Source organism: Serinibacter arcticus (assembly GCF_003121705.1).
Lineage (GTDB): Bacteria > Actinomycetota > Actinomycetes > Actinomycetales > Beutenbergiaceae > Litorihabitans.
Map to the genome: position 1 here is coordinate 1,408,184 of NZ_PYHR01000002.1, position 23,225 is coordinate 1,431,408.

Consider the following 23,225-nt stretch of genomic DNA (forward strand, 5'->3'; position numbering starts at 1 on the left):
CGCATCGCGGCACCGGCACACCTTGCCACGCGAATGTGTCGGGCGTGTCACAGGTTGGGACGATCCCGTGAATCGTGACCGAACCGTGCTCTTCGTGCTGGGGGCCGGGGCACCGCCGTCGCCCGCGCGCGCCAACCGCGCCCTTGTGGTTGTGCGCCGGCGTCGACCGCGCCCTTGTGGTCGCGGAACGCGCTACCCAACGACCACCAGGGCGCGGCCGCCCCGACACAGCGACCACAAGGGCGCGGTCGGGGCTGCCGACCGGGGGCCGGGGTACCCGACGCGCCGGCGAGCCCGCCCGCTGGACGGCGTCGCCGAGCCGAGCGTCAGACCAGCGGCGCGGGGGCCGGCGCCGTGCCGGCGATGACCGCGGTGCGGGCCAGCATGCGCGCGCCGATGACGATCGCCCGCTCGTCGACCACGAGGTCGGCGCGGTGCAGGTCGGCCACGGGGGCGCCGGGCGTGCGGACGCCGAGGCGCACCATCGCGCCGGGCACCCGGTGGAGGTACCAGCCGAAGTCCTCACCGCCGAGCGACTGCTCGGTGAGGTGCACGGACTCCTCCCCCACGACGTCGGACGCCGCCTCCTCGATGTGGGCGACGCAGCTCGCCTCGTTCACGGTGGGCGGCACGCCGCGCACGTGGTTGACCTCGACCTCGACGCCGTACGGCGCGACGATCTGGGTGATGGCGCGGTCCAGCACCTCGCCGGCGCGGGCCCACTCCTCGACGTCCAGCACGCGCAGCGTGCCCATCAGGGTGCCCGACGTCGGGATCGCGTTCGTCGCGTTCCCCGCGTGCACCGCGCCCCAGGTGAGGTTGACGCCGGCGCGCGGGTCCATCCGCCGTCCCAGCACCCCGGAGGCCTGGGCGATGACCTGCCCGAGGGCGTAGACGACGTCGCCCGTCATGTGCGGACGGGACGTGTGACCGCCGTGCGAGCGGAGCGTCACGGTGATCGGGTCGGAGGCCGACGTGATCGACCCGATGCGGGAGCCGACGGTGCCGACCTCGATCTTGGGGTCGCAGTGCACGGCGTAGATCTGCTCGACGCCCTCGATCACGCCGTTCTGGAGGAAGGTCTCCGCCCCACCGGGCTGGACCTCCTCGGCCGGCTGGAAGACGAGGCGGACGCCGACCGGCAGCTCGCCGCGGACCGACAGGTCCGCGAGCGCCAGCCCGGCGCCCAGCACCGACGCGGTGTGCACGTCGTGACCGCACGCGTGGGAGATGCCCGACCGCGTGGAGGCGTACGGCAGTCCTGTCTCCTCCGGGATGGGCAGCGCGTCGAGGTCGGCGCGCAGGCCGATGCGCCGTCGCGTGGCGGCGCCCGTGCTGCCCGGGAGGTCGCACACGATGCCGGTGGCGCCGACGCGGCGGGGCGAGAGCCCGGCCTCGGTCAGCTCGGAGTAGACGAGCTCGCTCGTGCGGTGCTCGGTCCAGGCCACCTCGGGGAACGCGTGGATCTCGCGGCGCACCTCGAGCAGGCGGTCGGCCCGCTCGGCGAGGACCTTGTCGATGCGGTCGAAGGTGGGGCGCAGGAGGTGTGGCACGGGAGTCGACCCTACCGCTGCGCCCCTCGGCGCCCCCGGGGCGTCCGTCCGTCAGACGAGGTCGGACCGGTCCCGCGCCAGGAGCTCGTCCACGACCGCCTTCACCTGCTGGGCGTGGGCGGCGTCCGTGACCAGGAGGGCGTCGGGCGTCAGGACGACGACGGCGTCCCGCAGCCCCACGACGGCCACCGGCCGGTCGGCGCTCACGAAGGCGCCCGGGGCGTCGATCGCCACCACCGGTGACGCGCCGCCCGCGGAGACCCGGCGCACGCCGTCGCCGTCCGGGGAGACGAGGGTCGCGAGCGAGGCCCAGTCCCCGACGTCGTCCCACGTGAAGGCGCCGGGCACGACGGCGACGCCGCCCGTCGCCGCGACCGGCTCGGCGATCGCGTGGTCGATCGCGATCCGGGTGAGCGTCGGCCACACCCGACCGAGCACCTCCTCGCGCTCGGCGGTGTCCCACGCCGCGGCGATCTCGCGCAGCCCGGCGGCGAGCGGCGGCTGCAGCCGCTCGAGGTGACCGAGCAGCACGTCGGTGCGCGCGACGAACATGCCGGCGTTCCAGGCGACGTCGCCGGAGGCGAGGTAGCCGGCGGCCGTCTCGGCGTCGGGCTTCTCGACGAACTCCACGACGGCGCGCGCGGTCGGGCCGCCCTCGGTCGGCTCCAGCGGCGCGCCGGAGCGGATGTAGCCGAACGCCGTCGACGGCGCCGTGGGGGTGATCCCGATGGTGGTGACGTACCCGGCGCGGGCGGCGACGGCCGCGTGCCGTACCGCGGTGTGGAAGCCCTCGACGTCAGGCACCACGTGGTCGGCGGCGAAGGAGGCGACCAGCACGCTGCCGTGCCGACGCTCGAGGATCGCGGCGGCGAGCCCGATGGCCGCCATCGAGTCGCGCGGTGACGGCTCGGCGACGAGGTTGGCGACGCCGACCTCCGGCAGCTGCTCGGCGACGGCGGCCGCGTGCGCCGTCCCGGTGACCACGACGACGCGGTCGGGGCCGGTGAGCGGGAGCAGGCGGTCGAGCGTCCCCTGGAGGAGCGTGCGCCCCGTGCCGAGCACGTCGAGCAGGAACTTGGGGCGGGAGCGACGTGAGAGCGGCCACAGCCGGGTGCCGGCGCCACCGGCGGGAACGATGGCGTAGAGGTCGTCGATCGGCGTCATGACCCGACCCTAGCGGGGCTCCGCGCGACGCCCCGATCGCGGGTAAGGGGGACCTCAGTCCCAGGTCAGGGGGCACTCGCCGTGCATCGGAGGCGCGGATGGTGTCACGGAGTCATTACAGTAGGAGGGCAGATCCATCACTCGTCAGGAGGCCGAAGCACCGTGGCCAGCGCCCCCACCGTCCCAGCGACCCCGACCGTGCCCCCGCCGAACAGCGGCCGGCGCGGTAAGAAGAAGGGCTTCGGCACCCTCTACCGCGGCACCGAGGGCATGTGGTCCTGGGTGCTCCATCGCGTCACAGGCATGCTGCTGTTCCTGTTCCTCCTCGTGCACGTCCTCGACACGGCGCTCGTCCGCGTCTCCCCCGAGGTCTACAACGAGGTCATCGGCACGTACAAGACGCCGATCATGGGCCTGGGCGAGGTCGGCCTCGTGGCCGCCGTCCTGTTCCACGCGTTCAACGGCATCCGGATCATCCTGGTCGACTTCACGGCCAAGGGTCCGCGGTACCAGCGCGTGATGCTGTGGATCGTCATCGGCCTCACGGTCGCGGCGCTCGCCGGCTTCCTGCCCCGTCACCTCTCCAACGTCTTCGGGGCCCACTGATGACCACACCCGTGATCCCCTCCCCGCGCGCCACCCGTTCCAACGCGATGCGCGGTGGCATCAACACCGAGCTCTACGCGTGGCTGTTCATGCGCGTCTCCGGCGTCATCCTGATCGTCCTGATCTTCGGGCACCTGTTCGTCAACCTCATGGTGGGCGACGGCGTCGCGGCGATCGACTTCGCCTTCGTCGCCGGCAAGTGGTCCGAGCCCTTCTGGCAGGTCTGGGACCTCCTGATGCTGTGGCTCGCGATGATCCACGGCACCAACGGCGTGCGGACGATCATCAACGACTACGCGGAGCGCAACGCCACCCGGATCGTGCTGAAGGCGCTGCTCTACGTGGCCTTCGTCGTCACGGTCGTGATGGGCACCCTGGTCATCTTCACGTTCGACCCGTGCCCCGCCGGCTCGCCCGCGGACCTGCTGCCCTCGATCTGCTTCTCCTGATCACCGCGAGGAGCGCGGGCGCCGGACGTCCGCGCGATCTCGGACCAGCTCTCCCCCACACGCAAAGGAAGTCCACGTGCAGACGCACACCTACGACGTCGTGATCGTCGGCGCGGGCGGCGCCGGCATGCGCGCCGCCCTGGAGTCCTCGGGTCGCGCCCGCACGGCCGTCGTCTCCAAGCTCTACCCCACGCGCTCCCACACGGGCGCCGCGCAGGGCGGCATGTGTGCCGCGCTGGCGAACGTCGAGGAGGACAACTGGGAGTGGCACACCTTCGACACCGTCAAGGGCGGTGACTACCTCGTCGACCAGGACGCCGCCGAGGTGATGGCGAAGGAGGCGATCGACGCCGTCCTCGACCTCGAGCGCATGGGCCTGCCCTTCAACCGCACGCCCGAGGGCAAGATCGACCAGCGCCGCTTCGGCGGGCACACGCGCAACCACGGCGAGGCGCCCGTGCGCCGCTCGTGCTACGCCGCCGACCGTACCGGCCACATGATCCTGCAGACGCTGTACCAGCAGTGCGTGAAGCAGGACGTGGAGTTCTTCAACGAGTTCTACGTCTTCGACGTCATCCTCACGGGCGACCCGCGCACGGACCCCGACGTCCGCGCGGCGGGTGTGGTGGCCTACGAGCTCGCGACCGGCGAGATCCACGTGATCCGCGCCAAGTCGATCGTGTTCGCCACCGGCGGCGCCGGCAAGGTCTACAAGACCACCTCGAACGCGCACACGCTGACCGGTGACGGCATGGCCGTGGCCTACCGCAAGGGCATCCCGCTCGAGGACATGGAGTTCTTCCAGTTCCACCCGACGGGCCTCGCCGGCCTGGGCATCCTGCTCTCGGAGGCCGCCCGCGGCGAGGGCGGCATCCTGCGCAACGGCTCGGGCGAGCGGTTCATGGAGCGCTACGCCCCGACGATCAAGGACCTCGCCCCGCGCGACATCGTGGCCCGCTCGATGGCCAACGAGGTCCGCGAGGGTCGCGGCGCCGGTCCCAACAAGGACTACGTGCTGCTCGACCTCACGCACCTCGAGCCGGCGCACATCGACGCCAAGCTCCCCGACATCACCGAGTTCGCCCGCACCTACCTCGGCGTCGAGCCGTACACCGAGCCGGTGCCCGTCTACCCGACGGCGCACTACGCGATGGGTGGCATCCCCACCAACATCACGACGCAGGTGCTGCGCAACAACACCGACGTCGTGCCCGGCCTGTTCGCCGCCGGCGAGGTCGCGTGCGTCTCGGTGCACGGCTCCAACCGCCTGGGCACCAACTCGCTGCTCGACATCAACGTGTTCGGCAAGCGGGCCGGCATCGCCGCCGCCGAGTACGCGGCCACGGCCGAGCTGGTGGACGTGCCCGAGGGGGCCCACCTCGACGTCGAGAAGGAGCTCGTGCGGATCGCCGCCGGCTCAGGCACCGAGAAGGTCGCCGCGATCCGCAAGGACCTGCAGGAGTCGATGGACCTGAACGCCCAGGTGTTCCGTACCGACGAGTCCCTGCGCCAGGCCATCAAGGACATCGACGCGCTCCGCGAGCGGTACGCGAACGTCGGGGTCTCCGACCGCGGCACGTCGTACAACACCGAGCTCGTCGAGGCGATCGAGCTGGGCTTCCTGATCGACCTCGCCGAGGTCGTCGTCGTCGGAGCGCTCGCGCGGAAGGAGTCGCGCGGTGGTCACTTCCGCGAGGACTTCCCCGACCGCGACGACACCGAGTTCATGGTCCACACGATGGCCTACCCGACCTCCGAGCCCGGCGCGGGCGAGGGTGGCTCCACGGTGCGCCTCGACTACAAGCCGGTCGTCGTGACCCGCTACCAGCCGATGGAGAGGAAGTACTGATGACCGCCGTCGCCGAGACCGAGGCCGAGGCCTCCGCCGACACCGACGCGTTGGGTGCCATCGAGTCCTTCGAGGTCACCCTCCGCGTAGAGCGGTACAACCCCGACGTGGAGGACCCGACCGCCACGTACGAGGACTTCACCCTCACCATGCACGGCACCGACCGCGTGCTGGACGCCCTCCACAAGATCAAGTGGGAGCAGGACGGCTCGCTGACCTTCCGCCGCTCGTGCGCGCACGGCATCTGCGGCAGCGACGCCATGCGTATCAACGGCCGCAACCGCCTCGCGTGCAAGACGCTGCTGAAGGACCTGGACATCTCCAAGCCCATCACGGTCGAGCCGATCAAGGGCCTGCCCGTGAAGAAGGACCTCATCGTCGACATGGAGCCGTTCTTCGCCTCCTACCGCGAGGTCATGCCGTTCCTCATCACGACGGGCAACCAGCCGAGCGCCGAGCGTCTGCAGTCGGCCGAGCAGCGCGCGCGGTTCGACGACACCACGAAGTGCATCCTGTGCGCCGCGTGCACGACGTCGTGCCCCGTGTTCTGGACCGACGGCCAGTACTTCGGTCCGGCCGCGATCGTCAACGCGCACCGCTTCATCTTCGACAGCCGCGACGAGGGCGGCACGCAGCGCCTGGAGATCCTCAACGACAAGGAGGGCGTGTGGCGCTGCCGCACGACCTTCAACTGCTCCGAGGCCTGCCCGCGCGGCATCGAGGTCACCAAGGCCATCGCCGAGGTCAAGCGGGCGATCGTCACGCGCACCTTCTGACGCACCCTCCCGCGAGGGACGACGGCGGGCGGCACCCAGGCGGGTGCCGCCCGTTCGCGCGTTCCGGCCCGGGGCTCCCGGACGCCGTCGTCGGCTCCCCCGGAGACGCCGGTCAGTCCTGCTGGTCGCGCCGCACCTCGCGCGCCGCCCGGCGGGCTCGACGCGCCGCGAGGCGCTGCTCGACCCAGCTGCCCTCGGACTGGCTCGCCGCCAGCGCGGCCTCGAGCTGGGCGGCCTCGGACGCCCGGACCTCGGCCGCCGCCTCGCGCTCCTCGCGGCCCGCCTCGGTCGGCGTGACGACGCCCGTCCGCACGTCGAAGTCCCACGCCAGGGTGCGCGGGACGGACATCGTGACGAAGTTCGGGGTCTCCCCGGCGTGCAGCTCCCTGGCGTCGACGGGGTCGGTGGCGGGCGACGGCGGGTTGGCGATCCACGCCGAGACGTACAGCGTCAGGCGCGAGACGAGGTTGACCCACAGCAGCAGCGTCACGACGCCGACCCCGGCGGCCAGCACCGGGTTGTCGCTCGCGCCTCCCACCAGCGACGTGCCGAGGAAGCGGATGATGCCGGCGCCCAGGGCTCCGGCGGCGGCGCCGATCCACAGGTCGCGCCGGGGCGCCCGCGCCCCGCCGACCACCCCGATCAGCGCCACGAACACGACCAGGTCGACGCCGAACGCCACGAGGAGACCCAGGGCGCGGACGAGGATCGCCCCCAGCGTCGAGCTCAGCCCGAGCAGGTCCGTCACCCACGAGCCCGCCGCGCCGGCGGCGATCCCGAGGACCGCCGTCACGAGCACCGAGACCGCGAGGACGACGAACCCGAGCAGATCGCGCACCTTGGCCAGCACCGGGTTGCCCGGGGGCGTCTGGAGACCGAACATCGCGCGGATCGAGCCGGACAGCGACCCCATCACGGCGAGGGCGGACAGCAGCAGGGTGACCGCGGCGACGACGCTCGTGATGCTGAGGCCGCTGTCGAGCACCAGGGAGTCCGGCGAGAGCATCCCGCCGCTGCCGTCCCCGGTGTCCACGATGCCCGGGAGGGCGTCGTCGACACCGTCCAGGACGGCCTGGCGCAGCTCCTCGTTCCTGCCGATGAGGCTCATCACCACGGTGAACGCGATGGTGAGCGCCGCGAACACCGAGAACAGCGCGGCGTAGGCGATGCCGCCGGCCAGCTGCGCACCGCGCACCGCGCCGTAGCGGGCGTTCATCCGCCCCAGCCGGGTGGCCTGGAAGCGCGCGGCGATCTCCTGGATCCTGGCGATGATGCGCGCCATGGGGCTCTCCCTCAGTCTCGACCGGTGAGCGGGTACGTCCGGATGGTGTTCCACACGCCGTCCGGCCCGCGTTCGTACAGCACGAACGAGCGTGCCTCGAACTCGGCCCGGAAGTCACGGAGCGCGTTCTCGGCGGCGTCGAGGTCCTGCGCCGGAACGTCCTGCGCCACCGTCACGTGCGGGTGGTAGTCGAAGCGGAGCTCGAGCTCCAGCGGGCCCTGCCGCGAGGCGCGCTGGAGCCGGTCGCAGCTGGCGGCCCCGCGCGTGAGGGCCGCGTAGACCACCTGGGTCGTCGGCCGGAAGGACCCGGCTCCTGACAGCTCGATCGTGAACGGGGCGACCGTGCGCGCCGCGCGGGTGAGCTGCTTCTCGACGTCGCTGAGGTCCCACGTCGGGAGCGTCACCGGGGGACGAGGGTGATGTGGGGCGGGATGATCTCGGCGTCCGCGCCGTCGCCGAGCCGCTCGCGCAGCTCGCGCAGCCACTCGCAGTACGGGGACGGGACCTCGATGGCCACGCCGACGCTCGTCCCGTCGGCGAACGGCGACCGGAAGGAGAGCGTCTGCTCCGTCATCGTGCGGGGGTGGCCGCGACGGGGAGGGGTGCCGCCGGCACGAGCCCGACGGCGTCGTACACCCGCGCGAGCGTCTCGCGCGCGATCGTGCGGGCCTTCGCGGCGCCGTCGGCGAGGATCTCGTCGAGCTCCGCCGGATCCGCCATGAGCTCGCCCACACGCTCGCGGATCGGAGCGAACTCCCCCACGACGACCTCGGCGACGGCGACCTTGAGGTGGCCGTACATCTTGCCCTCGAACTCCGCCACGAGATCGTCCACGCTCGTGCCCGAGAGCGCCGAGTGGATGGTCAGGAGGTTGGAGACGCCCGGCTTGGCCTCGCGGTCGAACCGGATCACGGTGTCGGCGTCGGTGACCGCGGACCTGATCCGCTTGCTGAGCACCTTGGGGTCGTCCATGACCTCGAGCAGGCCGTTCACGTGGCCCGACTTGCTCATCTTCGCGGTCGGCTCGGCGAGGTCGTAGATCTTCGCCGTCGCCTTGACGATGCTCGCCTCGGGGACCCGCACGACGTCGCCGTGCCGCGCGTTGATCCGCTGGGCGAGGTCGCGCGCGAGCTCGATGTGCTGGCGCTGGTCCTCGCCGACCGGAACCAGATCGGTGTCGTAGAGCAGGATGTCGGCCGCCATCAGCACGGGGTACGTGAAGAGGCCGACGGTCGTGCCCTCGGCGCCCTGGCGGGAGGACTTGTCCTTGAACTGGGTCATGCGGGAGGCCTCGCCGAAGCCCGTGAGGCACGAGAGGACCCATGCGAGCTGCGCGTGCTCGGGCACGTGCGACTGCAGGAACAGGAGCGAGCGCGCCGGGTCGACGCCGGCCGCCAGGTACTGCGCCGCGGTCTGGCGGCTGCGACGCCGCAGGTCCGCGGGGTCGGGCGAGACCGTCAGCGCGTGGAGGTCGACGACCGAGTAGATCGCCTCGTAGTCGTCCTGCAGCGCGACCCACTGGCGGAGCGCGCCGAGGTAGTTGCCGAGGTGCAGGGAGTCGGCCGTGGGCTGCATGGCCGAGAAGACGCGAGGACGCGTGGGGCGGGCGGTCATTGGTCCATCTTGGCATCGAGGGCCCGTCCGGACCGAACCAGGGCACGGGGACCGCGGCCCGGCCGCTGTCCGATCGTGAGCGGGTGTGAGCGGTTCTGCGTGACGGACGCTCCGGCGGTGGCAGAATCGCCCCCATGGACTCGCCCCTGCTCGCCGATCAGCGGCGCTCCGCCATCCGTGACGAGGTCGTCCGGACCGGTGCCGCCCGCGTGACCGACCTCGTCGCGATGCTCGGCGTCTCGGAGATGACGGTGCGCCGCGACATCACGGCCCTCGCCGAGCAGGGCCTCGTCACCCGGGTGCACGGCGGCGCCGTCGCCCCCGAGGGCAGCGCCGCGGAACCCGCCTTCACGGAGAAGGCGCTGCGGGCCGGCGCCCAGAAAACGGCGATCGCCGACGCCGTCGCCGCGCTGGTCACGCCCGGCACGTCCCTCGGCCTGACGGCGGGGACGACGACGGCCGCCGTCGCCTCCGCCCTCACCCGCCTGCCCCACCTGAGCAGCCTCAGCGTGCTGACCAACTCACCGCCGGCGGCGGAGATCCTGTTCGCCCACCCGCAGCGCCCCGCCGTCGTCGTCACCGGCGGCGAGCCGACGCCGTCGGCCGCCCTCGTCGGCCCCGTCGCTGCCTCGGTGGTCACCACGTTCCACCTCGACCTGCTGGTGCTCGGCGTCAGCGGGATGGATCCCGACGCCGGGTTGACCTCCCCGACGCTGGCCGAGGCGGAGACGCTCGAGGCGTTCCTGCGCGCGGCGCGCCGCGTCGTGGTCGCCGCCGACTCCAGCAAGTGGGGCACGGCCGCCCTGCGCACCATCGCCCGGTGGGACGTCGTCGACGTCCTCGTCACCGACGACGGCCTCCCGCCCGAGGCCCTCGAGCACCTGAGGGACGTCGTCGACGTCGTCCTCGCCACCACCCCGGAAGGATCGCGATGACCACCCCCGCCCCCCAGTGGCTGCCCGCCTGGGAGACCACCGACAGCCTCGCCCGCGTCGCCACGCTGTTCGAGCGCACCTTCGGCGCGAGCACCGACGGCACGTTCTCGGCCCCGGGGCGCGTCAACCTCATCGGGGAGCACACGGACTACAACGGCGGCCTCGCGCTGCCCATCGCGCTCGAGCACCGCACGTACGTGGCGGTCCGGCTGCGCGAGGACTCGCTCGTGCGGCTCGTCTCGGCGCAGGGCGAGGGAGTCTGGGAGGCGGACCTCGACGCCGTCGCCCCGGGCGCCGTGTCCGGATGGGGGTCCTACCTCGTGGGCGTCGCGTGGGCGCTGCGCCAGGACGGCTTCACCGTCCCCGGCTTCGAGGCGGCCGTGGACTCGTGCGTGCCGTTCGGGGCCGGTCTGTCCTCCTCGGCCGCGCTCGAGGCCTCGCTCGCCGTCGGGCTCGACACCCTGCTCGGCCTCGGCCTCGGCGGTGACGACGACGGCCGCTCCCGGCTCGCCGCCGCGTGCGTGCGCGCGGAGAACGAGATCGCCGGAGCCGCGACCGGCGGGATGGACCAGGCCGCGTCGCTGCGCGCCCAGGACGGCCACGCCCTCGCGCTGGACTGCCTCGACGGATCCGTGCGGCACGAGCCGTTCGCCCCGGTGGACCGCGAGCTGCTCGTCATCGACACCCGGGCCCCGCACAGCCTGAACGACGGTCAGTACGCCTCCCGCCGCGCGACGTGCGACGCCGCCGCTGCCGTCCTCGGCGTCCCGACGCTCCGCCACTGGCTCGACGCGGCGACGGACGCGGCGGCCGCCGTCGCGAGCGCCGACGCGCTGCTGGACGACGACGTCGCCCGCCGACGCGTGCGTCACGTCCTCACCGAGATCGACCGCACCCGGCAGGCGCACGACGCGCTGCGCGCCGGCGACTGGGACGCGTTCGGCGCGCTCATGGACGCCTCGCACGCCTCGCTGCGGGACGACTACGAGGTCACCGTGCCGGAGCTCGACGTCGCGGTGGAGGCAGCGCGGGCGGCCGGCGCGGTCGGCGCCCGGATGACCGGTGGCGGCTTCGGCGGCTCGGCCATCGCCCTCGTCCCCGCCGGTACGAGCCACGAGGTGGCCCACGCGGTCGCGCAGGCCTTCGCCGAGCACGGGTTCACGAGCCCCGCGTTCCTGACCTCGCGGGCGGCCGGGCCCGCCGCCTGACGGCCCACACCCCTCCCGCCGAGAAGGACGCCGGCGCCCGTGCTGCCGCACGGGTGCCGGCGTCCTTCTCGCGTGTCGTCGATTCCGTCGACTCGACGGGCCACCCCGCGGCCGGCTCCCGACCCGCGCCCCGCGCCCTCGGGCCGAACCCGAGTCATCCCCGGGTCGAGGGGTGTTCATCCCGCGGTCCGATGCACGATCGTGACCGCCGCGCGAGGCTCGATGCACTGCAGAACGCGCCCCGCTCCGGCTAGGGTGCCATCAAGGGGTTACCAAGTAAGGAGACGACGATGTCGCACCTGTCACGCACCATCTGGGCCTCGGCGGCCGCTGCCACCCTCGCCCTGGGCCTCACGGCCTGCGGCTCCGACGGCGGAGGCGGAGGTGGTGGGGGCGGTGGCGACCTCAGCTACGAGGACTCCCCGCTCGCGGTGTACTTCGGCGCCGGGCAGGCGGAGGAGGATTTCGACATGGAGGCCGAGCAGGCCCGCATGGACGAGGAGAACACGCGCGTCGAGCAGCTCGTCGCCGAGTGCATGGCCGAGCAGGGTTTCGAGTACACCCCGAACACGAACACGGGTTCCTTCGTCTCCGGCCCCGGGATGGACGAGGACTACGACCCCGTCGAGAACGCCCGGCAGTTCGGCTACGGCGCGTTCACCTACGAGGACATGGCCGGGGAGGACGCGGCCGAGGAGTACGTCGACCCCAACGCCGACTACCTCGAGTCGATGTCCGAGTCGGAGCAGACCGCGTTCAACGAGGCGCTGTGGGGCCCGTCCGTCGAGTACGACGAGGACGCCGAGATGGAGACCGAGTGGAACTGGGAGGACAGCGGCTGCTACGGCTCCGCCCAGCACCAGGTCTACGAGGTCGAGAGCGACACGGCCGGCCAGCAGGACGTCTGGTCCGACCCGCGCTGGACCGAGCTGACCGAGGGCATCAACCAGCTCTACACGTCGATGCAGGAGGACCCCCGCCTCGACGAGATCAACACGGCGTGGGCCGAGTGCATGGCCGACGCCGGCCACCCCGACCACGCCAACCCCCAGGCCGCGATGGAGAGCATCTACGAGCTCTCGAACGCCCAGTGGGAGGAGCACGCGGATGACCCGGAGTACATGGGTCCCACCGGCGCCGAGCTCGAGGAGCTGAAGGCGACCGAGATCGAGCTCGCCACGGCCGACTACACGTGCCAGGAGGAGACCGACTACGCCGACGAGCAGCTGCGCCTGCAGTTCGAGATCGAGCAGGAGTTCGTCGACGAGAACAAGGCCGAGCTCGAGGCCTTCGCCGAGGCCATGGCGGGTGCACAGCCGTGAGGTGGCGCGGCGGCCGCGGACGCGACGGTGAGGCCGGGAACGGTCCGGCCGGGGAGCCGGGAGGGATCGGGGGCGACGGAGCCCCCACCGGCGAGATCGACCTCGCGTCGATCGGTGACCCGGAGCCGCAGCACGCGGCGCCGCGAGCGGCGCGCACCCCGCTGAACCGGACGGTGTGGGTGGTGGCCGCGGTCGCGGTCGTCGCCCTCGGCGCCGGGATGCTGCTGTCGCGCTTCGTCATCTCCCCCGCGCAGGCCGCCGCCGACGCCGAGCCGCCCGAGCCCGGCCTCATCACGGTGCCGGTCGAGCTCCGGGCGCTGTCGAGCGACGTCGTCGCCCGCGGGGACGCGCGCTACGACGACGCGGTGGACGTGACCGTGGAGACGTCAGACCTCGGTGGTCCGGCCGTGGTGACCGGGGCCGTTCCCGAGGTCGGCACGCAGGTCGACGCCGGCACGGTCGTCCTCGAGGTCGCCGGTCGTCCCGTGATCGCGCTGCCCGGCGGTTTCCCCGTCTACCGCACACTGCGGTCCGGTGCCACGGGTCCCGACGTGATCCAGCTCCGCGACGCCCTCAACGCCCTCGGCCTGGAGGCGGGCTCGGGCGAGTCCTACGACGGAACCGTGGCCGGGGCCGTCCAGCGGCTCTACGCCAACGCCGGCTACCCCGCCCCCGCCCCGCCCGAGGGCACCGAGGAGAGCCTCGAGATGGCGCGGGAGTCCCTGCGCAGCGCCACCTCGACGCTCGCGAGCGCCCAGGCGGCACTGGCGACGGCAGGCGCCGGCAAGCCGCAGTCCGAGCGACTCCAGCTCGACAACGCCGTCAACGCCGCGCAGCGCGACCTCGACGCCGCCAGGGCCTGCGCGAACGCCCCCGCTCCCGTCGATCCGGAGACGGGACAGACCCTCCCGAAGGAGCCGTGCCCGACCAGCGTCGCCTCGGCCGAGGAGGCCGTGACCCTGGCCCGCGCGCAGCGTTCGGAGGGGCTGGCCGCGCCGGACACGTCGGCCGAGGTCGCCTCCCGCGACGCCGCCCAGACGTCTCTCGACGACGCTCGGGACGCCCTGGCGACGGCCGAGCTCGACGTCCTCACCCCGATGCCGGCGAGCGAGGTGCTGTTCGTCGGTTCCCTGCCGCGCCGGGTCGACAGCGTCGCGATCGAGCGCGGCAGCACGATCAACGGTCCGGTGATGTCGATCTCCGGGGCGACGCTCGAGATCGCCGCCAACCTCGCCCAGGCGGACGCGGACCTGCTGACCGCGGGTCAGGCCGCCGAGCTGCTGCTCGACGACGTGCCGATCCCGGCCACCGTCGCCGAGATCGGTGCCGCGGCGCCGACCGACGGTGGCGGGGACGGCGGCGACGGGGGCTCCGGCGACGAGGGGGCGGGAGGTGGCGACGGCGCATCCGGAGCCGCCGCCGGCCGCTCGCAGGTGGTGCTGCTCCCTGGCGAGCTCTCGGAGGAGCAGCGGACCGCGCTCGCGGGATCCAACGTGCGCATCCGGATCCCGGTGAGCTCGACGGCGGGCGACGTGCTCGCCGTGCCCGTGGCCGCCCTCACGGCCGGCCCCGGCGGCGAGACCCGCGTCGAGGTCCTGCGCAGCGGGGAGGAGGAGCCGGAGCTGGTCGTGGTCACGACCGGGCTGACCGCGTCGGGCTACGCCGAGATCGTCTCGAGCGAGACGCCGCTGGCCGAGGGCGACCGCGTGGTGGTGGGACGGTGACGACCGCTCCGACGGCCGAGCTCGACGAGGCAGTCCCTGGGTCGGCCCCGACACCGCCCGTCATCGACCTGCGCGGCCTGTCCCGCTCGTTCCCGGGAGACCCACCCGTCGTCGCGCTCCGGCCGACCGACCTCGTCCTGGCGGAGGGCGACTACCTCTCGATCGTCGGGCCCTCCGGCTCGGGCAAGTCGACGCTGCTGAACCTGCTCGGCCTGCTCGACCGGCCGACCGCCGGGGAGTACTTCATCGACGGCGAGCCCAGCCACACCGTGTCCGAGCGCCGCCGGACGGCCCTGCGCGCCGGCCGGATCGGATTCGTGTTCCAGTCCTTCCACCTGCTCCCGCACCGCACGGTGCTCGAGAACGTCATGCTCGCCACGATCTACGCGGGCGTTCCACGCGCGGAGCGCTACCCGCGCGCCGTCGCCGCCCTCGAGCGCGTGCACCTCGAGCACCGGCTCACGTTCCGCCCGCCGACGCTCTCGGGCGGCGAGCGTCAGCGCGTGGCCGTCGCGCGCGCCGTCGTCACCAGCCCGCGGCTCCTGCTCGCGGACGAGCCGACCGGCAACCTCGACTCCACGACCTCGGGCGAGGTGCTCGACCTGTTCGACGAGCTGCACCGCGACGGCCTCACCCTCGCCGTCATCACCCACGACGAGGACGTCGCCGCGCGCGCGGAGCGCTCGGTGCGGATCACCGACGGTCGCCTGGAGGTGCTGCGGTGAGCCGGCTGTCGGTCCGCGACCTCGCCGTCGAGGCCTCCCACGGCATCGGTGCCCGTCCGGGCCGCCTCTTCCTCACGATCCTCGGCACGGTGCTGGGCATCGCCGCGCTCGTCGTCACGATGGGCATGGCGCAGACCGGCGCCGGGCAGATCGCGCGACAGTTCGACGCGGTCGGCGCCACGCAGGCCGTGGCCAAGCCCGGCTCCACGCAGACGATGAGCGGCGAGAATCGCGCGAAGGCCCAGCTCCCGTGGGACTCGCCCGACCGCGTGCAGCGCCTGGCCGGCGTCGAGGCGGCCGCCCTGCTGGCCGACGTCGACGTCGCCGGGGCGCGGATCTCCGCCGTCCCGATCATCGACCCGACCGCCGTCGAGGGGGTCTCCCCCAAGGTCGTCGCGACGAGCCCGGAGCTCCTGGAGGCCGTGCGGGGCGAGCTCCTCACCGGCCGGATGTTCGACGCCGGTCACGACGCCCGCGCCGATCGCGTCGTCGTGCTCGGGGCCGACGCCGCGGAGCGTCTCGGGATCAACCGGGTGGACTCGCAGCCCTCGATCTTCATCGGGGACCGCGCCTACACGGTGGTCGGCATCCTCGAGGACACCGCCCGACGACGAGACCTCCTGGACGCCGTCGTGCTGCCGCTCGGCACCGCGCGCGCCGACCTCGGTCTGGAGGCCCCGTCCGAGCTGCAGATGAAGATCGCGGTCGGGTCCGGCGGCGTCGTCAAGGACCAGGTGCCGGTCGCCCTGTCCCCCAACGCGCCCGAGAACGTCGACGTCCAGGCGCCGCCGACGGGCGGCGAGCTGCAGCGCAACATCCGCGGCGACATCAACATCGTCTTCATCGCGCTGGGCGGCGTCGCCCTCATCGTCGGCGGGCTCGGGATCGCCAACGTCACGCTGCTGTCGGTGATGGAGAGGGTCGGCGAGATCGGGCTTCGCCGCGCCCTCGGGGCGACGCGCGGTCAGGTGGCGACCCAGTTCATCGTCGAGTCGGTGGTGGTCGGCCTGCTCGGCGGGTTGATCGGCGCCGCGCTGGGGGTGTTCGTCGTCGTCGGGGTGAGCGTGGCCCAGGAGTGGACACCGATCATCGACATGCCGCTCGCGATCGGCTCCGCACTGCTCGGCGGCGTCATCGGGCTGGTCGCCGGCGCCTACCCCGCGATGAAGGCAGCCTCGCTGGAGCCGGTGGCCGCGCTGCGCGGCGGACTCTGAGGCCCGCCGCGCCTGACGTCAACCGACGTCGTAGCGCACCACGAACGGCGCGTGGTCGCTGAACCGCTCCGCGTACGTCGCGGCGCGGTCCACCCTGGCCTCGTCCACGACGGCGGCCAGCGCCGGCGTCGCCGCCTGGACGTCGATGCGCCAGCCCGAGTCGTTGTCGAACGCCTTGCCGCGCCAGGACCACCAGGTGTACGGGCCGGCGACCTCGCCCGCGACCCGACGGCCGACGTCGACGAGGCCGAGCTCGTCGTACCACCGGTCGAGGTAGGCGCGCTCGGCCGGCAGGAAGCCGGCCGAGGTGCGGTTGCCCTTCCAGTTCTTGATGTCCAGCTCGCGGTGACCGACGTTGATGTCGCCACCGACGACGGCGAGCTCGGCGGCCGCGAGCTCGACCAGCCGGGCGGTCACGCGGTCCAGGTGGGCGTACTTCGCGTCCATCGACGGCGTGCCGGCCGTCCCCGAGTACAGGTACGTGGAGACGAGCGTGAGCACGCGGCCGTCGGGCAGGCGGACGTCGGCCTCGACCCAGCGGCCGACGTCCCCCTCGGGCTCCTCGGCACCCTCGGCGACAGGCAGCAAGGGACGGACGGCCTCGAACGGCAGCCGCGAGGCGATGGCGACGCCGGCGCGGCCCTTCGCGGCGGCCTCGACGTGCACGACGTGCCAGTCCGGGCCCAGCAGCTCGCGGACGACGTCGTCGGGCGCGCGCAGCTCCTGCAGGAGCATCACGTCGGGCGCGCACTCCTGCTGCCAGGCGGGCATCCCGCGACGGACGGCGGCCCGGAGGCCGTTGACGTTGATGGTGGCGACGGTCAGCACGCGCGACACTCTGCCACCGGCCACCGACATGCTCCGGTGGCGTCCGTCTGCCGACCGCCCGTGTCAGTCCGGAGCGCCCCAGACCTCGGCGAGACGGTCCAGGTGCTCCGGCGTGAGCAGCGAGCGCGGGGTGACCGACACGGACGTGACGTCGTGGCTCGCCGAGAACCGCACGCCCTCGGCGACGACCTCGGGGTCGAGGACCCCCTCGGCGCCGTCGTCGGTCGAGGCGACGTCGGCGTCCTGCGTCGCGTCGCCCTCGGCCCACAGACCCACCGACATCGTGACTCGCGCGGGGTCGATCCCGCCCTCCGCCAGGGCGGCCGTGAGGGTCGCCGACTCGACCGGGTCGCGGCCGGCCAGGCCGAGATAGTTCCACACCACGAACCGGTCGACGTCACCCTCGAGGATGGCGAGGTCGTGCCCGCTCGCCGCCCGGCCGTGCACCGGGTCCTCCCACGAGGCGCGCACGTCGACGGCGAGCTCCACCCCGTGCGGGGCCGCCGCCCCGCGCAGCCGACCCAGCAGGTCCGCGAGCACCCGCGAGCGCCACGTGCCGAGCTCCGGCGCCTCGACGTCGATGTCCCCGTCGTCCGTCCGCGGCCAGTCCCGGGCGCCGGTCATCTCGCGGAAGAGGGTCAGGTCGTCGTCGCCGAACGTGGCGCCGTCGAACATCAGCTCGGTCAGCGTGATCTCGTCGGGACCGTACGTCGCCGCCAGGTGCCCGACCATCGCGACGAGCGCCTCGCCCACCTCGCCGTCGTGCAGCGCCGACGCCGAGGCGAACAGCCCCGACCGTGCGCCGTCGACCTCCTCCCCCGCGAGCGCGGGGTCGGCCGCGAGCGTCTCGGGCGCCAGGGCGTCGACGGTCAGCACGACCCGTCTCACCCGGCCGTCCGCGTCGGTCGCGACGGCGTCGATCGCCTCGGCGAGGAAGTCGCGTCCCGTCCGCGCGACGGCGGCGGACTCGCGCTCGCTGCTGCCTGGCCACGGGAACGCGCTCCACTCCGGACGGCCGGCAGCGAGGTGGACCGCGTTGGCGTTGACACGGTCCAGCTCGGCGGCGATCTCGTCCCAGTCGGCGTCCTCGACCACGACGTCCTCGAAGCCGAGGCTCACCGCCCTGGTCCGTGCGTCGACGAGTGCCGCCACGGCGTCCTCCTCGCGGTCGGGGGTGCACGCCGCGAGCGCGACGGGCAGCAGGAGGGCGAGCACGAGGGCGGTGCCGGGTCCCGGCCGCGCGTACCTCACGAGCGCACCGACGGCAGTGAGACGACGCCGGTGCGCTCCAGCTTGTTCCAGCGCTGCGGTGCCCGGCGCACCTCCAGGTCGAGCGCCTTGAGGAAGACGGCGCTCATGAGGATCGAGTAGAGCGGCCAGAGCGTGAGCGTCCAGGCGAACCGCAGGTCGCGCCAGGCCCCGTTGAGGGCGATCGCGACCAGCAGGAACAGCAGCGAGACCGGGACACCGAGCCACAGCACGACCTGCCAGGCGGCCACGGCGGCGGGCGGCAGGTCGTCGAGCCCCTGCGCCAGGGAGGCCAGGACGAACAGCAGCACGGCGATCTGTGCGACCGGCAGGACGAGCGCGTTCAGGGCGAGCAGCGGCAACGAGAGCCCGAACGTCCCGTGGCGCGGGTTCCCGACCATCGAGCGGTGCCGCGCGAACGTCTGCAGGAGTCCGCGGCCCCAGCGCACCCGCTGGCGCCACAGCCCGCGCAGCGTGGAGGGTGACTCGGCGTAGACGATCGCCGACGGGGCGAACACGACGCGGTAGCCGGCCCGGTAGATGCGCCAGGTCAGCTCGAGGTCCTCCCCCAGCGTGTCCTCGTGGAGCCCGCCCGTGCGCTCGAGCACGTCGCGCCGGAACGCCCCGATGTTTCCCGACACGATCGGCAGGCAGCGCAGCACGTCGAGAGCCCGGCGCACGAGACCTGTGCCGACGTGCGAGATCACGGCGAGGAACCGCGTCTGGACCCGGTCCAGGTTGACCGGCCGGTCGTCGCCGCACACGGCCCCGACGCCGTCGTCGACGAACGCCTCGACCATCCGTCCGATCGCCGCGGGCTCGAACACGCCGTCGGAGTCGCTGAGCAGGAGCACCTCCCCCGTCGCCAGGGCGATCCCGGCGTTGAGCGCCGACCCCTTGCCGCCGTTCGGCTTGGTGATCGCGCGGACGCGCGGGTACCGGGCGGCGAGGTCCTGCATCTGCCGGTAGGTGTCGTCCGTGGAACCGTCGTCCACGAGGATCACCTCGAAGTCGGGGTAGGTGCTGCGCATCAACGAGCTCACGCAGCCCTCGAGCACGTTGCCCTCGTTGTAGGCGGGCACGACGACGCTCACCGGCGGCCGACGCGCGCCGTAGATCGACGTCCGGGCCCGGCGGGGCGCCCGGGCGCGGGCCCGGGCACGCACCTCGAAGCCGAGCGCCAGCGGCAGGAAGGCGAGCTTCAGCACGCCGAGGACGAGGGCGCCGAGCCCGACGAGCTCGGCGCTCGCCACGAGGGCGCCGGTCATGACGTCGCGAGCTCCGCCCGACCCAGGTCCCGCAGCACCGAGCGCAGCAGCTCCGGCGCGCTCGCCGAGTTGGCCCCGAAGCGCGCGTTGACCTCCAGCACGACGGGCAGACCGTCCTCGTCCCGACGGATGTCGAGGTCGACCGGCCCCGACAGGTCGAGGGCGACGACGGCGGACTCCGCCAACCACGCGACGTCGGCCGCCTCGTCCGCGTCCAGGCGCACGGTGCTGACGGCGTTCCCGATGCGCCCCTCGCGCATCTCGGTCTTCTCGAGCACGACCACCGTCACGGCGCCGGTGCGCGGCGAGCGGTAGACCTGGGGCGAGTACTCGGTGCCAGGCGCGAACGACTGCAGGATCCAGGAGTCGTCGATCCCCCAGGGCGCCGCCGCGTCCTCGACGAGGCGCACGCCACGCCCTCCGCGGGAGACCCGAGGCTTGGCGATGACGGCGCCGTCGAAGTGGGCCAGCGCCCCGGCGGCCGACGGACAGCTGCCCCCGGGGGCGAACCGCGGGACGGACACCCCGGCCGCGTCCAGCGCCCACATCGTGTAGAGCTTGTCGGCGCAGATCGCGGCCGAGGTGGTGCTGGTGACGACGACGTCGGGGCCGGCCACGCCGTCGCCGAGCAGGTCCGCCAGCCCCGCCACCAGGGCGAGCTCCTCGGCCACCGTGGGGATCACGACGTCGGCACGCACCCGACCGACCAGGTCGCGCAGCGCGACGGCGTACTCCGGAGCGTCCACCCGGGGCAGCGTCGTGGTGAGGGCGAAGCTGGCGTCCGCGATCGGCAGCATGTCCGCACCGATCGCGATGAGATCGGGCTCGCTCTCGCGCAGCTGCGCGAGCTGGGCTCCCAGCGCCCGTCCGGCGGGTCCGCCCGCCCCGGTGACCAGAACCGTCGTCATCCGATGAACTCCTTCACGTTCTGCAGGTAGCGCACGGGCTCGAACCCCTCGGCCGCCGGCACCTTCGCCTGCGCCCCGCGGAACGCCGCGATGCCCTTGACCCGGCTCGCGGTCATGTACGGCTTGCCCGACTGGTCGCGGTGCGTCTGCACCGCCCTGATCTTCAGGTCGACGAAGTCCGAGATGTCGACGAACACGCTCGGGCTGAACGAGCGCGTGACGGACGGCGACTCGAAGCACAGGATCGAGTGCGCCTGGCGCCCGGCCCGCAGCACCGCGCGGTGCACGGCCTGGTGGTCCTGGTGCTGGTCGTGCTCGGAGTGCGTGAGGATCGTGCCCGGCCGGAACGCGGTGATCGCCGCCTCGATGACCTCGATCATCGCGCCGTTCGCGTCCGCGAGGAACGTGTCAGGGAAGTCGTGCACCGTGACGTCGGTGGTGCCGAGCATCCTGGCGCCGGCGACGGCCTCCTCGCGGCGAGCCGCGGGATCACCGCCGCGGGTCCCCCGGCTCATGACGAGCACCTTGACCTCGTGGCCGCGGCGCGCCAGCGAGGCGACGGTCCCGCCGCACGCGAGCTCGAGGTCGTCCGGGTGGGCACCGACGACCAGCACCCGGCGCGGCTCGTCGCGGCGAGGCGCCGCGCGGAAGCCGTGGTGCAGCACGAGGCCGACCAGCCCGGTGAGCACGACCAGCACCCCGGCGTCGACGATCTCGCCGACCGTGTGCGGGTGCGGGTCCCGCACGTGGCGGGCGACGAGCACCACGTACGCGGTCAGGATCGCGGCGTACGCGGCGAGGATCACCAGGCGCACGCGACGCCGTCCCCGGTCGTCGGAGCGCTGGTCGGGCGAGGAGCGCCCCACCTCGCGCTCGCTCACCACGAGATACACCAGCATTGCTAGGGCGACGCACGCGCCCACGGCCGAGACAGCCATCGTCTTCTTCCCCCTGGCACGGGTTACCCCATGTACCCCGCCCCGAGGGAGTCTAGCCGCGCGAGCCGGTGATGAAACCACGCCCGGGCCGATCCCGCACGTCGGGACGGCCTCGCTCCGCACCCGTTGTCCACAGATCGGGATCTGTGACTTCCGTCGGCCGCCAACCTGTCGTCACAATCGACCCATGACACCCTCACATCGCTCCGAACCACCCGATAGCTTCCCCCGAGACCGTGGCCGACCGCCGCCCGAGACGCGCGGCCGGATCGACCCGTCCGCTCCGCTGCTGACCGATGACGACGTGCTGGACAGGGTCGGCGCCCTGGTCCAGACCGCCTACCGCCGTCAGTGGTGGCTCCTGCTGCTCGACGACGAGGGGGCGCAGCTCCCGGTCCTCCCCCAGGTCGAGATGCCGCCGCACCTCGGGGAGATGCAGGTCGAGCGGCTCGCGGAGGCCCTCGTCGAGCTCCTGCACGACGGCGTGGGCCTGGTGCTCGTGTGGGAGGAGCCGTCGCTGCCCGAGCTCACCGATCTCGAGGATCTGCCGGGACCGAGCATGGTGGCCGCCGCCGTCGCCCGGACGGGGCACGCGCTGCGCGCCCAGGTGGTGGTGCGCCGCGGTCACCGGGTCGCGCTGTGGACGCCGCCGACGCCGGCGGGCCGGGCTGGGTGAGCACCGGGGCCGGGTCGGCGGCGTCTGCGCTGCGGCTGCGTCTGCAGCCGGACGGTCAGGCGGTCGGGCGTCCGGCCGCCCGGCGCTCCGCCGCCTCGACGGCGTTGCGGAACAGCAGGGCGATCGTCGTCGGGCCCACGCCGCCGACGCGCGGCGTGATCGCGCCGGCGACGTCCTCGCACGACTCGTCGACGTCGGGCAGGAGCTTCTTGCCCTCGTACCTGACCCCGCCGCCGACCACGGTCACGCCGGGCGTGAGGTGCTCGGGGCGCAGGATCCCGGGGACCCCGACCGCCGCGATGACGACGTCGGCGCGGCGGGTGTAGTCGGCCCAGTCCGGCACCCCGGTGTGCACCACGGTGACGGCGGCGTTCGCCGTCGGACGCTTCTGGCTCAGCAGCAGCGCCAGCGGGCGCCCCAGCGTGGTGCCGCGCCCGAGGATGCAGACCTCCCGACCCGAGACGGGGATCTCGTAGTGCGCCAGGAGCGCCTCGATCCCGGCCGGGGTGCACGGCACGGGACCGGGCATCCCGAGGGCCAGCCGGCCCATGTTGACCGGGTGCAGGCCGTCCACATCCTTGTCGGGGTCGAGGGCCAGCAGCGCGACGTCGAAGTCGATCTGCGGCGGGGTCGGGTGCTGCAGCAGGACCGCGTCCACGTCGTCGGCCTCGTTCATCTCGCGCACCGCCGCCAGCACGTCCGCCTGCGAGGCGTCCTGGCCGAGGTGGATGTGCGGCGAGGTGAGGCCGAGCTCGGCGGCCTTGGTCTGCTTCATCCGGATGTACCCGGCGCTGGCCGAGTCCTCGCCCACGAGGATCGTCCCGAGACCGGGGCGGTGCCCGGCCGCGACGAGCGCGTCGATCCGCGGCGCGAGGGAGGTCAGGACGGCTTCGGCCACGGGCCGACCCGCCATCATCAGGGCTGCCACGTCCGCGGCC

The 23,225-nt window shown here is 73.3% G+C and carries 23 protein-coding genes; 11 read left to right on the plus strand and 12 right to left on the minus strand.

Annotated elements, in window-relative coordinates; genetic code table 11:
- Nucleotides 1–326: 326 nt before the first annotated feature.
- Nucleotides 327–1,553 carry an amidohydrolase gene (locus C8046_RS06455; protein WP_235866166.1) on the minus strand — a complete coding sequence of 409 codons (1,227 nt, stop codon included), beginning with the start codon at nucleotides 1,551–1,553 and terminating at the stop codon, nucleotides 327–329.
- Nucleotides 1,554–1,604: 51 nt separating this feature from the next.
- Nucleotides 1,605–2,717, minus strand: coding sequence for a mannose-1-phosphate guanylyltransferase (locus tag C8046_RS06460; protein ID WP_109228731.1), 1,113 nt, complete (start codon nucleotides 2,715–2,717; stop codon nucleotides 1,605–1,607).
- 198 nt (nucleotides 2,718–2,915) lie between these two features.
- On the opposite strand from C8046_RS06460, the gene sdhC reads away from it, so the two are divergent.
- From sdhC to C8046_RS06480, 4 genes are all read left to right on the plus strand, one after another.
- Nucleotides 2,916–3,323: a succinate dehydrogenase, cytochrome b556 subunit gene (sdhC, locus tag C8046_RS06465; RefSeq protein WP_268921387.1), complete on the plus strand. Its 408-nt coding sequence runs from the start codon at nucleotides 2,916–2,918 to the stop codon at nucleotides 3,321–3,323.
- A complete protein-coding gene (gene sdhD / locus C8046_RS06470) occupies nucleotides 3,323–3,772 on the plus strand; it encodes a succinate dehydrogenase, hydrophobic membrane anchor protein (RefSeq protein WP_109228732.1) in 450 nt (149 codons plus the stop codon). The genes sdhC and sdhD overlap by 1 nt, the downstream gene beginning before the upstream one ends.
- A 76-nt stretch (nucleotides 3,773–3,848) precedes the next feature.
- Complete coding sequence (gene sdhA / locus C8046_RS06475; RefSeq protein WP_109228733.1) at nucleotides 3,849–5,621, plus strand: succinate dehydrogenase flavoprotein subunit; 1,773 nt, start codon at nucleotides 3,849–3,851, stop codon at nucleotides 5,619–5,621.
- A complete protein-coding gene (locus tag C8046_RS06480) occupies nucleotides 5,621–6,397 on the plus strand; it encodes a succinate dehydrogenase iron-sulfur subunit (protein WP_109228734.1) in 777 nt (258 codons plus the stop codon). Before sdhA ends, C8046_RS06480 begins: the two co-directional genes overlap by 1 nt.
- A 112-nt stretch (nucleotides 6,398–6,509) precedes the next feature.
- Here the strand turns inward: C8046_RS06480 and C8046_RS06485 are convergent, their stop codons facing one another.
- From C8046_RS06485 to trpS, 4 genes are read right to left on the minus strand one after another with little or no spacing between them, the layout of a single operon-like run.
- Nucleotides 6,510–7,679 carry a YihY/virulence factor BrkB family protein gene (locus tag C8046_RS06485; RefSeq protein WP_109228735.1) on the minus strand — a complete coding sequence of 390 codons (1,170 nt, stop codon included), beginning with the start codon at nucleotides 7,677–7,679 and terminating at the stop codon, nucleotides 6,510–6,512.
- An 11-nt stretch (nucleotides 7,680–7,690) separates the two neighbouring features.
- Nucleotides 7,691–8,083 (minus strand): 2'-5' RNA ligase family protein, encoded by a 393-nt coding sequence (locus C8046_RS18360; RefSeq protein WP_158277148.1) that lies wholly within the window; start codon nucleotides 8,081–8,083, stop codon nucleotides 7,691–7,693.
- Nucleotides 8,080–8,253 carry a hypothetical protein gene (locus C8046_RS18365; protein ID WP_158277149.1) on the minus strand — a complete coding sequence of 58 codons (174 nt, stop codon included), beginning with the start codon at nucleotides 8,251–8,253 and terminating at the stop codon, nucleotides 8,080–8,082. The genes C8046_RS18360 and C8046_RS18365 overlap by 4 nt, the downstream gene beginning before the upstream one ends.
- On the minus strand, nucleotides 8,250–9,293 hold the full coding sequence (gene trpS, locus C8046_RS06495) for a tryptophan--tRNA ligase (RefSeq protein ID WP_109228737.1): 1,044 nt from the start codon (nucleotides 9,291–9,293) through the stop codon (nucleotides 8,250–8,252). Before trpS ends, C8046_RS18365 begins: the two co-directional genes overlap by 4 nt.
- A gap of 134 nt (nucleotides 9,294–9,427) precedes the next feature.
- Here trpS and C8046_RS06500 point away from each other — a divergent pair, with 134 nt between their 5' ends.
- The 6 genes from C8046_RS06500 to C8046_RS06525 all read left to right on the plus strand — a co-directional run bounded on the left by C8046_RS06500 (nucleotide 9,428) and on the right by C8046_RS06525 (nucleotide 16,421).
- Nucleotides 9,428–10,228, plus strand: a complete 801-nt coding sequence (locus C8046_RS06500; protein ID WP_109228738.1) for a DeoR/GlpR family DNA-binding transcription regulator — start codon at nucleotides 9,428–9,430, stop codon at nucleotides 10,226–10,228.
- Complete coding sequence (gene galK, locus C8046_RS06505) at nucleotides 10,225–11,436, plus strand: galactokinase (RefSeq protein WP_109228739.1); 1,212 nt, start codon at nucleotides 10,225–10,227, stop codon at nucleotides 11,434–11,436. Before C8046_RS06500 ends, galK begins: the two co-directional genes overlap by 4 nt.
- Before the next feature lie 290 nt (nucleotides 11,437–11,726).
- Nucleotides 11,727–12,758, plus strand: a complete 1,032-nt coding sequence (locus C8046_RS06510) for a hypothetical protein (RefSeq protein WP_109228740.1) — start codon at nucleotides 11,727–11,729, stop codon at nucleotides 12,756–12,758.
- The gene (locus C8046_RS06515) at nucleotides 12,755–14,482 is read left to right on the plus strand and encodes a hypothetical protein (RefSeq protein WP_235866167.1); all 1,728 of its coding nucleotides are present in this window, start codon (nucleotides 12,755–12,757) and stop codon (nucleotides 14,480–14,482) included. Before C8046_RS06510 ends, C8046_RS06515 begins: the two co-directional genes overlap by 4 nt.
- Nucleotides 14,479–15,207: an ABC transporter ATP-binding protein gene (locus C8046_RS06520; protein WP_109228741.1), complete on the plus strand. Its 729-nt coding sequence runs from the start codon at nucleotides 14,479–14,481 to the stop codon at nucleotides 15,205–15,207. The genes C8046_RS06515 and C8046_RS06520 overlap by 4 nt, the downstream gene beginning before the upstream one ends.
- Nucleotides 15,204–16,421 carry an ABC transporter permease gene (locus C8046_RS06525; protein ID WP_328587584.1) on the plus strand — a complete coding sequence of 406 codons (1,218 nt, stop codon included), beginning with the start codon at nucleotides 15,204–15,206 and terminating at the stop codon, nucleotides 16,419–16,421. The genes C8046_RS06520 and C8046_RS06525 overlap by 4 nt, the downstream gene beginning before the upstream one ends.
- A gap of 18 nt (nucleotides 16,422–16,439) precedes the next feature.
- Here the strand turns inward: C8046_RS06525 and C8046_RS06530 are convergent, their stop codons facing one another.
- The 5 genes from C8046_RS06530 to C8046_RS06550 all read right to left on the minus strand — a co-directional run bounded on the left by C8046_RS06530 (nucleotide 16,440) and on the right by C8046_RS06550 (nucleotide 21,611).
- Entirely contained in the window at nucleotides 16,440–17,249 is an 810-nt protein-coding gene (locus C8046_RS06530) for an exodeoxyribonuclease III (RefSeq protein WP_235866168.1), read from the minus strand.
- 63 nt (nucleotides 17,250–17,312) lie between these two features.
- The gene (locus C8046_RS18370) at nucleotides 17,313–18,500 is read right to left on the minus strand and encodes a hypothetical protein (RefSeq protein WP_109228743.1); all 1,188 of its coding nucleotides are present in this window, start codon (nucleotides 18,498–18,500) and stop codon (nucleotides 17,313–17,315) included.
- On the minus strand, nucleotides 18,497–19,765 hold the full coding sequence (locus tag C8046_RS06540) for a glycosyltransferase (RefSeq protein ID WP_109228744.1): 1,269 nt from the start codon (nucleotides 19,763–19,765) through the stop codon (nucleotides 18,497–18,499). Before C8046_RS06540 ends, C8046_RS18370 begins: the two co-directional genes overlap by 4 nt.
- The gene (locus C8046_RS06545; protein ID WP_109228745.1) at nucleotides 19,762–20,673 is read right to left on the minus strand and encodes an ATP-grasp domain-containing protein; all 912 of its coding nucleotides are present in this window, start codon (nucleotides 20,671–20,673) and stop codon (nucleotides 19,762–19,764) included. The genes C8046_RS06540 and C8046_RS06545 overlap by 4 nt, the downstream gene beginning before the upstream one ends.
- Nucleotides 20,670–21,611 carry a PIG-L deacetylase family protein gene (locus C8046_RS06550; RefSeq protein WP_109228746.1) on the minus strand — a complete coding sequence of 314 codons (942 nt, stop codon included), beginning with the start codon at nucleotides 21,609–21,611 and terminating at the stop codon, nucleotides 20,670–20,672. Before C8046_RS06550 ends, C8046_RS06545 begins: the two co-directional genes overlap by 4 nt.
- A 304-nt stretch (nucleotides 21,612–21,915) precedes the next feature.
- Between C8046_RS06550 and C8046_RS06555 the strand changes: the two genes are divergently transcribed.
- Complete coding sequence (locus C8046_RS06555; RefSeq protein WP_109228747.1) at nucleotides 21,916–22,287, plus strand: hypothetical protein; 372 nt, start codon at nucleotides 21,916–21,918, stop codon at nucleotides 22,285–22,287.
- A 55-nt stretch (nucleotides 22,288–22,342) separates the two neighbouring features.
- Here the strand turns inward: C8046_RS06555 and C8046_RS06560 are convergent, their stop codons facing one another.
- A complete protein-coding gene (locus C8046_RS06560) occupies nucleotides 22,343–23,215 on the minus strand; it encodes a bifunctional 5,10-methylenetetrahydrofolate dehydrogenase/5,10-methenyltetrahydrofolate cyclohydrolase (RefSeq protein ID WP_199224405.1) in 873 nt (290 codons plus the stop codon).
- Nucleotides 23,216–23,225: the final 10 nt, after the last annotated feature.

Coding starts and splice junctions, on each gene's coding strand:
- sdhD (WP_109228732.1), top strand. CDS start 3,323: ATGACCACACCCGTGATCCCCTCCCCGCGCGCCACCCGTTCCAACGCG.
- C8046_RS06540 (WP_109228744.1), bottom strand. CDS start 19,765: ATGACCGGCGCCCTCGTGGCGAGCGCCGAGCTCGTCGGGCTCGGCGCC.
- galK (WP_109228739.1), top strand. CDS start 10,225: ATGACCACCCCCGCCCCCCAGTGGCTGCCCGCCTGGGAGACCACCGAC.
- C8046_RS06510 (WP_109228740.1), top strand. CDS start 11,727: ATGTCGCACCTGTCACGCACCATCTGGGCCTCGGCGGCCGCTGCCACC.
- C8046_RS18365 (WP_158277149.1), bottom strand. CDS start 8,253: ATGACGGAGCAGACGCTCTCCTTCCGGTCGCCGTTCGCCGACGGGACG.
- trpS (WP_109228737.1), bottom strand. CDS start 9,293: ATGACCGCCCGCCCCACGCGTCCTCGCGTCTTCTCGGCCATGCAGCCC.
- C8046_RS06500 (WP_109228738.1), top strand. CDS start 9,428: ATGGACTCGCCCCTGCTCGCCGATCAGCGGCGCTCCGCCATCCGTGAC.
- C8046_RS06460 (WP_109228731.1), bottom strand. CDS start 2,717: ATGACGCCGATCGACGACCTCTACGCCATCGTTCCCGCCGGTGGCGCC.
- C8046_RS06550 (WP_109228746.1), bottom strand. CDS start 21,611: ATGGCTGTCTCGGCCGTGGGCGCGTGCGTCGCCCTAGCAATGCTGGTG.
- C8046_RS06480 (WP_109228734.1), top strand. CDS start 5,621: ATGACCGCCGTCGCCGAGACCGAGGCCGAGGCCTCCGCCGACACCGAC.
- C8046_RS06545 (WP_109228745.1), bottom strand. CDS start 20,673: ATGACGACGGTTCTGGTCACCGGGGCGGGCGGACCCGCCGGACGGGCG.
- C8046_RS06485 (WP_109228735.1), bottom strand. CDS start 7,679: ATGGCGCGCATCATCGCCAGGATCCAGGAGATCGCCGCGCGCTTCCAG.